Below are 11,467 nucleotides of genomic sequence, written 5' to 3'. Positions count from 1 at the left end.
TCTGGAGCAGATGTATCAGGACGTGATCCTCGACCACTACAAGCGCCCGCAACACCGCGGCCTGCGCGAGCCGTTCGGCGCGCAGGTCTACCACGTGAACCCGATCTGTGGCGACGAGGTCACGCTGCGCGTGACGTTGTCCGACGACGGTCAGACCGTCGCTGACGTTTCCTATGACGGGCAGGGCTGTTCGATCAGCCAGGCGGCCACCTCGGTGCTGACCCAGCAGGTGATCGGTCAGAGCGTGGGGGAAGCGCTCAAGACCATCACCGCGTTCACCGAAATGGTGTCGTCGCGGGGAACGGTCGAGGGCGACGAGGATGTCCTGGGCGACGGCGTCGCCTTCGCCGGCGTAGCCAAGTACCCGGCCCGGGTGAAATGTGCTCTGCTGGGGTGGATGGCTTGCAAAGACGCACTGGCCCAAGCCAGCCATGCTTTCGAGGAGGACCAACGATGAGCGAAACCACCGCACCCGACGAGGAATTTCTCGCCGACCTCGAAGAGGCGATGCGCGACGTCGTCGACCCCGAGCTGGGGATCAACGTCGTCGATCTGGGGTTGGTCTACGGCCTCAACGTCGAACAGGGCGACGAAGGAAAGGTCGCAACCATCGACATGACGCTGACGTCGGCGGCCTGTCCGCTGACCGATGTGATCGAAGACCAGTCCCGCAGCGCGCTGGTCGGCAGCGGGCTGGTCAACGACCTGCGGATCAACTGGGTGTGGAACCCGCCGTGGGGCCCGGACAAGATCACCGAGGACGGACGCGAACAGTTGCGCGCCCTCGGCTTCACCGTCTGAGCGCCGCTCAGCCGCCGAGCCCGCGGTGGCCCGACGGCTTGTGGCCGCCCCCGCACTTGCCGTCGTGGGCCGGTCGCAGGTCGATGCTCGTCGCCTGTAGCGTGCCGCTGCCGTCCTGATTGCCTTGCGCCGTCATGCATTTGCCCTGCGCGATGGATTGAGTATTGGCGTCGCCCTGCTTGGTGTATCGCGTCTGATCGGTAACCGTCACGGCCGTCTGCGAGCCGGCGCCGCTCGGATCGATGCTCGTCACGGTGATCGTGTCACCCGCGATGGACGCGACGGTACCTCGCACGGGCGCTCGTTTGGGTGCGCCGCCGGGTGCGGCCGGCGGGCATTTCCCGTCGACGGCGGGGCTCACGCGCACGGACGCCGCGGTGAGGGGTTGGCCGGGCTGAGATTCCCGATGCGCGGGCCGTACGGTAACGCAACTGCCGGACGTGACGTCACTCAGCGTGGCCGTGGTGACCTCGGTGACCTTCGTCGACGGCGTGAAAACCACGGCGGCATTGCCCTTTTCCTGCGTGACCTCGGCGGTGGTTCCCGACACCGATGCGATCAGGCCGCGCACCCGGGCCTGGCCGGTCGCCGGTGGCGAGGTGGACGGCGCCGACGGTGACGCCGCAGGACTTGATGAACCGGGGCTCGATGTATTCGACGAACCACATGCCGCGAGGGATACCGCGGCGACTCCGGTGACGGCGAGCAACGCGAATCGGGTGAGCCGAGAGCTGACAGACATCAAGGTGTCTCTCCAATCGTGCGGTGGTCCCAACGACGGGTCTACCGGATCCAGCTGTGGCCGAGCTATGAGATGCCCCGCCGACGGGCGCGGTTGGTGGCCGGCGAATCGGGGTATGCCCCGCTCAACCGATTTCCACTGGGTGTCGGTTTCCGGGGGGATGTGTGATCGACAATGGTCGGCTGGTTGGACGATTTGCAGCGACGCAACCGCGGCGTGAGTGTGACCGTTGCCGTCATTTACAAATACCTCGATGATCAGGGCGGCTATCTGGCCGCGCTGATCACCTACTACGGCTTCGTGTCGCTGTTCCCGATGATGCTGCTGTTGACCACCGGGCTGGGTGTGGTGCTCGCCGGTCGTCCCGATCTGCAAGAGCAGGTGCTGCACAGCACCCTGAGCCAGTTCCCGGTGATCGGCAGTCAGCTGCATCAGCCCGCGGGCCTCAGCGGCGGCACGGTCGCCGTCGTCGTCGGAATCCTCGGCGCGCTCTACGGTGGTCTGGGCGTCGGCCAAGCCGTGCAGAACGCGATGGACTCGGTGTGGGCCGTGCCGAAGCACAAGCGCCCCAACCCGATTCGGGCCCGGGTGCGCAGCTTCTTATTGCTGTTCGTGCTGGGTTCGGCGGCGCTTGCGGCCACCGTCCTGTCCGGGATCGCGCAGACGACCGGGGAGCTGGGCGTCTTCGGCAAGATCGGTATCACGCTGACGACGGTGGCGATCAACGCGCTGATCTGCCTGGTGGCATTTCGGGTGACCACCGCGAAGGAACTCACCTACCGGCAGGTGCTGCCGGGAGCCGTTGCGGCAGCGTTCATTTGGCAGATATTGCAGTGGTTCGGCGCCGGCTATATTCAGCACACCGTCAAAACCGCCAGTGCCACCAACAGCATTTTCGCGTTGGTGCTGGGTTTGCTTGCCTTCCTGTATCTGGTGTCGACGACGCTGGTGCTGTGCGCGGAGATGAACGTCGTCCTGGTCGAGCAGCTGTACCCGCGCGCACTGCTGAGCGCTTTCAGCGACGACGCCGAACTCACGCCGGCCGATCGCCGCATCTACGCCAACAGGGCGAAAGCCGAACGCGTCAAACGCCTCGAGCGCGTGATCGTGCGGTTCAACGACGTCAACAGACCGGTGACGCCGTAACGCCGAGAGGTCAAAACGCGTCTTCGGAAATGCGCATGACGTCGTCGTCGATGGATTCGATGACGCGGCGCAGCGCGGTCAGTTTCGGCAGCATGTTCTTGGCGAAGAACGCCGACGTCGCGATCTTGCCCTGGTAGAACGCCACGTCTTTCTCGTCGGGGTTGTCGGCCAGCGCGGCGTGCGCAACCCCGGCCTGTACCAGCAGTCGCCAGCCGATGAGCAGGTCGCCGACCGCGAGCAGGTAGCGCACCGATCCCAGCCCCACCTTGTAAATCTCGGTGGGTTGCTGAGTTGCCGACATCAGGTATCCGGTCAGCGCGCCCGTCATCGACGTCACCTCGTCGAGGGCGGATTGGACCGCCTGTGCTTGCGATTTGAGCGCCTCGTCGCAGTCATCGATGGTCCGGCTGATCTGGGCGGTCACGAACTGCAGTGCCGCGCCGTGGTCGCGAACGATCTTGCGGAAGAAGAAGTCCAGGGCCTGGATCGCGGTGGTGCCCTCGTAGAGAGAATCGATCTTGGAATCGCGGATGTACTGCTCGAGCGGGTAGTCCTGCAGGAAGCCCGAGCCGCCGAGGGTCTGCAACGACTCCGTCAGTATCTCGTAGGCCCGCTCGGAGCTCACGCCCTTGACGATGGGCAGCAGCAGATCGTCTACGCGGTGCGCCATCTCGTGATCGGCGCCCGAAACCTGTTGTGCGAGAGCATCATCCTGATGCGCCGCGGCATACATGTAGAGCGCCCGCAGTCCTTCGGCGTAGGCCTTCTGGGTCATCAGGCTGCGGCGCACGTCGGGGTGGTGCATGATCGTGACCCGCGGTGCGGTCTTGTCGGTCATCTGGGTCAGATCGGCACCCTGCACCCGCTCCTTGGCGTAGGCAAGTGCGTTGAGGTAGCCGGTGGAAAGCGTGCCGGCGGCCTTGACGCCGATCGTCATGCGGGCGTGCTCGATCACGGTGAACATCTGCGCGATCCCGTTGTGCACGCCGCCGACCAGATAGCCCACGGCCGGTACGTCCGTGGCGCCGAAGGTCAGCTCGCAGGTGGGGGAGGACTTGATGCCCATCTTGTGTTCCAGCCCCGTGACGAAAACTCCGTTGCGGGCGCCGAGTTCGAACGTGTCGGGGTCGAAGAGGTAATTGGGCACGTAGAACAGGCTCAGCCCCTTGGTGCCGGGGCCGGCACCCTCCGGGCGGGCCAACACCAGATGAAAGACGTTGTCGGCGGTGTCGCCGACGTCACCGCCGGAGATGAACCGCTTGACGCCCTCGATGTGCCAGGTGCCGTCCGGTTGCTCGATGGCCTTGCTGCGGCCCGCACCGACGTCGGAGCCCGCGTCGGGTTCGGTGAGCACCATCGTCGCCGCCCAGCCGCGCTCGACGCCCTCGGCCGCCCAACGCTTCTGCTCCTCGTCGCCCTCGGCGTAAAGCGCTTGCGCCATAAAGGGTCCCAGGCAAAAGAAGCTCGCGGACGGATTGGCGCAGAAGATCATCTCATTGACCGCCCACGCCAGCGGCGGCGGCGCGGGCATGCCGCCGATGTCCTCGGCCAGGCCGAGGCGCCACCACTCGGCGTCCTTGATCGCCTGCACGGTCTTGGCCAACTCGGGCGCGACGCTGATCGTGTGCGCATTGGGATCGAAGACCGGCGGATTGCGGTCGGCGAACGCGAAGGTTTCGGCGACCGGACCTTCGGCCAGGCGGGCGGCTTCGGACAAGATGGTCCGCACCGTGTCGGCGTCCAGCTCGCTGTACTGCCCGGCGCCCAGAATCGCGCCCACCTCGAGAACTTCGAAGATGTTGAACTCGAGATCACGGACGTTGGCGATGTAGTGACCCAAGACATCTCCCTCGACTGGTCCGTCCGGCGACGGATCAACAGCCCTAAGTGTCTCCGAGCGGGGAAACCCTCCGCAACCGTAACCTCGGGGCACCGGCCGTTGTCGCCCCGCAAACGAAAACCCAACTCTTCATTGGGAAGAGCGGCCGGCGTGGCCCTCCGGGTGATGCGGCACACACCGTCGAGCTGGCCAATCACCGCTGGCCGGAGCAGTATGAGGGAACATCCGAGCAGTACCCGGCGTTAGGCGAAACGTGACTACACAGGATCTCACTGCCGAGCAGTTCAACGCGACCATCGAGAACAACGACATCGTGCTGGTCGACTTCTGGGCTTCCTGGTGCGGGCCATGCCGCCAGTTCGGGCCGACTTTCCAGGCGTCGTCGGAGAAGCACCCCGACATCGTGCACGCCAAGGTCGACACCGAGGCCGAACAGCAGCTGGCCGCCGCTGCCCAGATTCGGTCCATCCCGACGCTGATGGCCTTCAAGAAGGGCAAACTGCTGTTCAACCAGCCGGGTGCGCTGCCGCCGGCGGCGCTGGAAGACCTGGTGCAGCAAATCAGGGACTTCGACGTCGAGGCGGCTCAGGCAGATCAAGCCTGAGGCGCGCCGCCGAATAGGTCTCTAGCAACGGCCGCGATACCGTTCACGGGTGAGTTTGGTACTCGTTGAACACTCGCGGCCCGGCGTCGCCCTGATAACCCTCAACCGGCCCGAGCGGATGAATTCCATGGCGTTCGATGTCATGGTGCCGTTGAAGGCGGCCCTGGAAGAGGTCACTTACGACAACTCCGTGCGGGTCGTGGTGCTGACCGGGGCGGGTCGGGGATTCTCCTCGGGCGCCGATCACAAGTCCGCGGGCACGGTGCCGAACGTTGACGGGCTGACCCGGCCGACGTACGCGCTGCGCTCGATGGAGCTGCTCGACGACGTCATCCTGGCGCTGCGGCGCCTGCATCAGCCGGTCATCGCCGCGGTCAACGGCGCCGCCATCGGCGGTGGGCTGTGCCTGGCGCTGGCCGCCGACATCCGGGTGGCCTCGACCAATGCCTATTTCCGGGCCGCGGGCATCAACAACGGGCTGACCGCCAGCGAACTGGGGCTGTCCTACCTGCTGCCCAGGGCCATCGGCGCGTCGCGGGCATTCGAGATCATGCTGACCGGTCGCGATGTCACCGCCGAGGAGGCCGAGCGCATCGGGCTGGTGTCCTGCCAGGTGCCCGAGGGCCAGCTGCTGGACACCTGCTACGCGATCGCCGCGCGGATCGCCGCGTTCTCGCGGCCCGGAATCGAATTGACCAAACGCACACTGTGGAGTGGACTGGACGCCGGTAGCCTGGAAGGGCACATGCAAGCCGAAGGCTTGGGACAGCTTTTCGTCCGTCTGCTCACCGCGAACTTCGAAGAAGCGGTTACCGCGCGTGCAGAGCGGCGGCCCCCGGTGTTCACCGACGACAAATAACGACTGGTATCGAGGAGAGCGATCGTGATCACGGCTACGGACCTTGAGGTCCGCGCTGGCGCGCGCATCTTGCTCTCACCCGACGGCCCGGATCTCCGGATTCAGCCGGGCGACCGCATCGGGCTGGTCGGGCGCAACGGAGCGGGCAAGACCACGACGCTGCGCATCCTGGCCGGGGAAAGCGAACCGTATGCCGGGTCGCTCACCCGCACCGGCGAAATCGGTTACCTGCCACAGGATCCCAAAGAAGGCGATCTCGACGTGCTGGCCCGCGACCGGGTGCTGTCGGCTCGCGGACTCGACGTGCTGCTCACCGATCTGGAGAAGCAGCAGGCGTTGATGGCCGAGGTTGCCGACGATGAGGCGCGCGACCGCGCGATCCGTCGTTACGGGCAACTGGAGGAGCGGTTCGTCGCACTGGGTGGCTATGGCGCCGAAAGCGAAGCCGGCCGAATCTGCGCGAGTCTCGGTCTGCCGGAACGGGTCATGACGCAGCAACTGCGCACCCTGTCCGGTGGTCAGCGCCGCCGGGTGGAGCTGTCGCGAATCCTGTTCGCCGCCTCCGACACCGGTGCGGGATCGTCGACCACGCTGCTGCTCGACGAACCGACCAACCACCTGGATGCGGATTCGCTTGGCTGGCTGCGGGATTTCTTGCGGTCGCACACCGGCGGCCTGGTGGTCATCAGCCACAACGTCGACTTGCTCGCCGACGTCGTCAACCGGGTGTGGTTCCTGGACGCCGTGCGCGGCGAGGTCGACGTCTACAACATGACGTGGCAGAAGTATCTCGACGCGCGGGCCACGGACGAACAGCGGCGCCGGCGCGAACGCGCCAACGCCGAACGCAAGGCCACCGCATTGCGCTCGCAGGCGGCCAAACTTGGTGCGAAGGCCACCAAAGCCGTTGCGGCCCAGAACATGTTGCGCCGTGCCGATCGGATGATGGCCTCTCTCGACGAGGAACGCGTCGCCGACCGGGTGGCCCGGATCAAGTTTCCGACCCCGGCCGCGTGCGGGCGCACCCCGCTGGTGGCCAAGGGGCTGAGCAAGTCCTACGGATCGCTCGAGGTGTTCACCGGGGTCGACCTGGCGATCGACCGGGGCTCCCGGGTGGTGGTGCTGGGGCTCAACGGCGCGGGCAAGACGACGCTGCTGCGGCTGCTGGCCGGCGCCGAGACGCCCGACACCGGCGGGCTGGAGCCCGGACACGGTTTGCGGATGGGCTATTTCGCGCAGGAGCACGACACCATCGACAACGACGCGACCGTGTGGGAGAACATCCGGCACGCCGCACCCGAGTCGGGTGAGCAGGACCTGCGCGGCCTGCTGGGGGCATTCATGTTCAGCGGCCCGCAGCTCGATCAACCGGCCGGCACCCTGTCCGGTGGCGAGAAGACGCGGCTCGCGCTGGCCGGCCTGGTCGCATCCACGGCGAACGTCTTGCTGCTGGACGAACCGACGAACAATCTGGATCCCGCGTCGCGCGAACAGGTGCTCGACGCACTGCGCAGCTATCAAGGCGCGGTGGTGTTGGTGACCCACGATCCGGGTGCGGCAGAAGCCCTCGACCCGCAACGCGTCGTCCTGTTGCCCGACGGCACCGAGGACTATTGGTCCGAGGACTACCGGGATCTGATCGAGCTCGCCTGAGGCCACCTAACTCATCTCGCGCAAATTCGGCGAAATCGACACGCGTTTGCCGACGGGTTCTTACTCTTGGTGCTTGGGTTTGAGTTTCAAGCGTGGAGGGGTCAGTGCCAAAGTCGAAAGAGATGCGCGCCGAGTTGATTGACGAGCTGCGCAATGCGTACGAAGGCGGGGCGAGCATTCGGACGCTCGTTGCGAACACCGGCAGGTCCTATGGGTCGATTCATAGCATGCTGCGCGAGTCGGGTACCCCGATGCGCAGTCGCGGCGGCCCCAACCACACGGCTCGCCACCGCTAGCACGCGTCCTCCGGCCGCGGCTGGTTGCTACGGCCCAGAAGGTCCAGAATCGTTGCGGCGCACCGAGTTCTCGACCAGGTCGAGCACGGCGGACAGCCGCTGCGGATCTTCCCCGGAGGCCAGTCGGGCCACCAATCCGTCCAGGACCAGTTCCAGGTAGCACTGCAACACGTCACCGGGTACGTCGTCGCGCACCCGGTGTGCTTGCTTCTGTCGTTGCAGTCGATCGTGTGTCGCCGCTGCCAGTTCCGCGGAACGCTCCGACCATCCGCGGCTGAACGCGGGGTCGTTGCGCAGCTTGCGCGCGATCTCCAGCCGGGTCGCCAACCAGTCGAACTGCTCGGGCGCGGCAAGCATGTCGCGCATCACCTGGATGAGACCCTCGCGGGACGCGACGTCGGCCATCCGCTCGGCGTCCTCGTGCGCGAGCGCGAAAAACAGTGCGTCCTTGTCCCGGAAGTGGTGGAAGATCGCACCGCGCGACATCCCGATCGACTGCTCCAGCCGCCGGACGGTGGCCCTGTCGTAGCCGTGTTGGGCGAAGCAACGACGCGCACCGTCCAGGATCTGGCGGCGGCGAGCCGCCAGATGGTCCTCGCTGACTTTTGGCATGGGCCGGGGCGTGGTTCGGCTTGGACTAGCCGGACTTGAGCATGTTGCGCAGTACGTACTGCAAGATGCCGCCGTTGCGGTAGTAGTCGGCCTCACCGGGGGTGTCAATACGTACCACCGCGTCGAACTCGATGTCCCCAGCATCCTTGCTGGCCTTGACGTGCACCGTCTTCGGCGTCTTGCCGCCGTTGAGCGCCTCGATCCCGGTGATGTCGAACACCTCGGTGCCGTCGAGGCCCAGCGATTTCGCCGACTCGCCTTCGGGGAACTGCAGCGGTATGACGCCCATGCCGATCAGGTTGGAGCGGTGGATACGTTCGAACGACTCGGTGATCACCGCCCGCACCCCCAGCAGCGCCGTGCCCTTGGCCGCCCAGTCCCGCGACGACCCGGATCCGTACTCCTTGCCGCCCAGCACAACCAGCGGAATGTTTTCTGCCGCATAGTTTTGCGCGGCGTCGTAGATGAACGCCTGCGGGGCGCCGTCCTGCGTGAAGTCGCGGGTGTATCCGCCGGAGACGTCGTCGAGCAGTTGGTTACGCAAGCGGATATTGGCGAACGTGCCGCGAATCATCACCTCATGGTTTCCGCGCCGCGATCCGAAGGAGTTGTAGTCCTTGCGCTCGACGCCGTGCTCGTCGAGGTACTGCGCGGCCGGGGTGCCCGGTTTGATGCTGCTCGCGGGCGAGATGTGGTCGGTGGTCACCGAATCGCCGAGCAGTGCCAGCACCCGCGCCCCGCTGATGTCCTTGACCGGCTCCGGTTCGGCGGACATGCCCTCGAAGTACGGTGGCTTGCGCACGTAGGTCGAATCCGGGTTCCACTCAAAGGTGTTGCCGCTCGGGGTCGGCAGATTCTGCCAGCGCTCGTCGCCCTTGAACACGTCGGCGTAGTTCCTCGTGAACATCTCCTGGCTGATCGCCGAGGCGATGGTGTCGGAGACGTCGCGCTGCGACGGCCAGATGTCTTTGAGGAAGACGTCGTTGCCTTCTTTGTCCTTGCCGAGTGCCTGGGAGTCGAAGTCGAAATCCATGCTTCCGGCCAACGCGTAGGCGACGACGAGCGGCGGTGAGGCCAGGTAGTTCATCTTCACGTCAGGGTTGATGCGGCCCTCGAAGTTCCGGTTGCCCGACAGCACCGCCGACACCGAAAGGTCGTTGTCGTTGATCGCCTTTGAGATTTCCTCGGGCAGCGGGCCGGAGTTACCGATGCAGGTGGTGCAGCCGTAGCCGACCAGGTAGAAGCCGAGCTTCTCCAAATAGGGCCACAGGCCGGCCTTGTCGTAGTAGTCGTTGACCACCTGGGAGCCCGGAGCCATCGTGGTCTTCACCCACGGCTTCGATGCCAGTCCTTTGTCGACGGCATTGCGGGCCAGCAGTGCGGCGCCCAGCATCACCTCGGGGTTGGAGGTGTTGGTGCACGACGTGATCGCGGCTATCACCACCGCGCCGTGGTCGAGCACGAAGTCGCCGTACGCCTCCGTCTTTACCGCCACCGGGTTGCTCACCCGGCCCTTCGAGTGCGCGGCGGCCGACTGCACCGGGGCGCGATCGTCGGCGTGGCCGTTGGTCACTTGGCCCGGGTCGCTCGCGGGGAACGTCTCGTCGAGCTCCTCGTCAAGCTTCGAATATTCCTGCTTGTCGGGGTCGTCGCCGACATAGCTGGGGATGGTCTTGCGGAACGTGGACTTGGCTTCGGACAACACGATTCGGTCCTGTGGACGCTTCGGGCCCGCGATCGACGGCACCACGTCCGACAGGTCCAGTTCCAGATATTCCGAAAATGCGGGCTCGTGCTTGGGGTCGTGCCACATGCCCTGCTCTTTGGCGTAGGCCTCGACCAGCGCCAGCTGCTCGGGCTTGCGGCCGGTGAACTCCAGGTACTTGATGGTCTCTTCGTCGACCGGGAAAATCGCTGCGGTGGAACCGAATTCGGGGCTCATGTTGCCCAGGGTGGCGCGGTTGGCCAACGGCACCTCGGCCACACCCTCGCCGTAGAACTCGACAAATTTGCCGACCACGCCGTGCTTGCGCAGCATTTCGGTGACCGTCAGCACAACGTCGGTGGCCGTGACACCGGCCTGAATCTCGCCGGTCAGCTTGAACCCGACGACGCGCGGGATGAGCATCGACACCGGCTGGCCGAGCATCGCGGCCTCGGCCTCGATGCCGCCGACGCCCCAGCCCAGCACGCCGAGCCCGTTGACCATCGTGGTGTGGCTGTCGGTGCCCACACACGTGTCCGGGTAGGCGACTCCGTTGCGCTCCATCACCACGCTGGCCAGGTACTCGATGTTGACCTGGTGCACGATGCCGGTGCCCGGCGGCACCACCTTGAAGTCGTCGAACGCGCCTTGGCCCCAGCGCAGGAACTGATAGCGCTCCCCATTGCGCTCGTACTCGATCTCGACGTTGCGCTCGAACGCGTCGGCGGTGCCGAACAGGTCGGCGATCACCGAGTGGTCGATCACCAGGTCGGCCGGCGCCAGCGGGTTCACCTTGTCCGGCTTTCCGCCCAGGTCGGCGACGGCCTCTCGCATCGTGGCCAGGTCGACGATGCACGGCACGCCGGTGAAGTCCTGCATGACCACGCGAGCCGGCGTGTACTGAATCTCAATGCTGGGCTCCGCCTTGGGATCCCAGTTCGCGATGGCCTCGATGTGGTCTTTGGTGATGTTGGCGCCGTCTTCGTTGCGCAGCAGATTCTCGGCAAGAACCTTGAGGCTGTAGGGGAGCTTCTCGGTGTTGGGGACCGCGTCGAGCCGGTAGATCGTATAGCTGTTGTCGCCGACCTTCAGGGTGTCGCGAGCTCCGAACGAGTTCACAGATTCTTGGCTAGTCACATCAACTCCCTGGGATTAAGTTCTGCCACCGACGGGCCGTGTCGGCGGTGCGGTGCAACTCTAACAGTACGC

General features: G+C 65.6%; 10 protein-coding genes and 1 pseudogene. 7 read left to right on the top strand and 4 right to left on the bottom strand.

Annotated elements, in window-relative coordinates:
- Window positions 1-10: 10 nt before the first annotated feature.
- Together sufU and G6N55_RS05495 are read left to right on the top strand one after the other, a co-directional pair.
- Window positions 11-473: pseudogene (sufU, locus tag G6N55_RS05500) on the top strand (Fe-S cluster assembly sulfur transfer protein SufU); the annotation flags it as partial.
- Entirely contained in the window at window positions 454-801 is a 348-nt protein-coding gene (locus G6N55_RS05495; RefSeq protein WP_085221810.1) for a metal-sulfur cluster assembly factor, read from the top strand. The pseudogene sufU and the gene G6N55_RS05495, both read left to right, overlap by 20 nt.
- A 7-nt stretch (window positions 802-808) precedes the next feature.
- Here the strand turns inward: G6N55_RS05495 and G6N55_RS05490 are convergent, their stop codons facing one another.
- On the bottom strand, window positions 809-1,543 hold the full coding sequence (locus G6N55_RS05490; protein ID WP_179968121.1) for a DUF5666 domain-containing protein: 735 nt from the start codon (window positions 1,541-1,543) through the stop codon (window positions 809-811).
- Between the two features lie 174 nt (window positions 1,544-1,717).
- On the opposite strand from G6N55_RS05490, the gene G6N55_RS05485 reads away from it, so the two are divergent.
- Window positions 1,718-2,689: a YihY/virulence factor BrkB family protein gene (locus tag G6N55_RS05485; protein ID WP_085221811.1), complete on the top strand. Its 972-nt coding sequence runs from the start codon at window positions 1,718-1,720 to the stop codon at window positions 2,687-2,689.
- 10 nt (window positions 2,690-2,699) lie between these two features.
- Here G6N55_RS05485 and G6N55_RS05480 read toward each other — a convergent pair whose 3' ends face one another.
- Window positions 2,700-4,529: an acyl-CoA dehydrogenase gene (locus G6N55_RS05480; RefSeq protein WP_085221812.1), complete on the bottom strand. Its 1,830-nt coding sequence runs from the start codon at window positions 4,527-4,529 to the stop codon at window positions 2,700-2,702.
- A 253-nt stretch (window positions 4,530-4,782) separates the two neighbouring features.
- On the opposite strand from G6N55_RS05480, the gene trxA reads away from it, so the two are divergent.
- The 4 genes from trxA to G6N55_RS05460 all read left to right on the top strand — a co-directional run bounded on the left by trxA (window position 4,783) and on the right by G6N55_RS05460 (window position 7,941).
- A complete protein-coding gene (trxA, locus tag G6N55_RS05475) occupies window positions 4,783-5,133 on the top strand; it encodes a thioredoxin (RefSeq protein WP_085221813.1) in 351 nt (116 codons plus the stop codon).
- 49 nt (window positions 5,134-5,182) lie between these two features.
- A complete protein-coding gene (locus G6N55_RS05470) occupies window positions 5,183-5,992 on the top strand; it encodes an enoyl-CoA hydratase (RefSeq protein ID WP_085221814.1) in 810 nt (269 codons plus the stop codon).
- A gap of 24 nt (window positions 5,993-6,016) precedes the next feature.
- Window positions 6,017-7,645, top strand: a complete 1,629-nt coding sequence (locus tag G6N55_RS05465) for an ABC-F family ATP-binding cassette domain-containing protein (protein ID WP_085221815.1) — start codon at window positions 6,017-6,019, stop codon at window positions 7,643-7,645.
- Between the two features lie 104 nt (window positions 7,646-7,749).
- Window positions 7,750-7,941: a helix-turn-helix domain-containing protein gene (locus G6N55_RS05460; RefSeq protein ID WP_085221816.1), complete on the top strand. Its 192-nt coding sequence runs from the start codon at window positions 7,750-7,752 to the stop codon at window positions 7,939-7,941.
- Between the two features lie 27 nt (window positions 7,942-7,968).
- On the opposite strand, the gene G6N55_RS05455 is transcribed toward G6N55_RS05460, so the two are convergent.
- Together G6N55_RS05455 and acnA are read right to left on the bottom strand one after the other, a co-directional pair.
- The gene (locus G6N55_RS05455) at window positions 7,969-8,553 is read right to left on the bottom strand and encodes a TetR/AcrR family transcriptional regulator (RefSeq protein ID WP_085221817.1); all 585 of its coding nucleotides are present in this window, start codon (window positions 8,551-8,553) and stop codon (window positions 7,969-7,971) included.
- Window positions 8,554-8,578: 25 nt separating this feature from the next.
- The gene (acnA, locus tag G6N55_RS05450; protein WP_163667178.1) at window positions 8,579-11,395 is read right to left on the bottom strand and encodes an aconitate hydratase AcnA; all 2,817 of its coding nucleotides are present in this window, start codon (window positions 11,393-11,395) and stop codon (window positions 8,579-8,581) included.
- Between the last annotated feature and the right edge of the window lie 72 nt (window positions 11,396-11,467).

The sequence above is a fragment of the Mycobacterium florentinum genome (assembly GCF_010730355.1).
GTDB lineage: Bacteria > Actinomycetota > Actinomycetes > Mycobacteriales > Mycobacteriaceae > Mycobacterium > Mycobacterium florentinum.
The sequence above is the reverse complement of the archived record's forward strand: the minus strand, read 5'-3'. Positions and strand labels throughout refer to the sequence as shown.

What these genes read in the sequence shown, in the direction of transcription:
- G6N55_RS05495 (WP_085221810.1), top strand. Translation starts at nt 454, where the DNA reads ATGAGCGAAACCACCGCACCCGACGAGGAATTTCTCGCCGACCTCGAA.
- G6N55_RS05490 (WP_179968121.1), bottom strand. Translation starts at nt 1,543, where the DNA reads ATGTCTGTCAGCTCTCGGCTCACCCGATTCGCGTTGCTCGCCGTCACC.
- G6N55_RS05485 (WP_085221811.1), top strand. Translation starts at nt 1,718, where the DNA reads ATGGTCGGCTGGTTGGACGATTTGCAGCGACGCAACCGCGGCGTGAGT.
- G6N55_RS05455 (WP_085221817.1), bottom strand. Translation starts at nt 8,553, where the DNA reads ATGCCAAAAGTCAGCGAGGACCATCTGGCGGCTCGCCGCCGCCAGATC.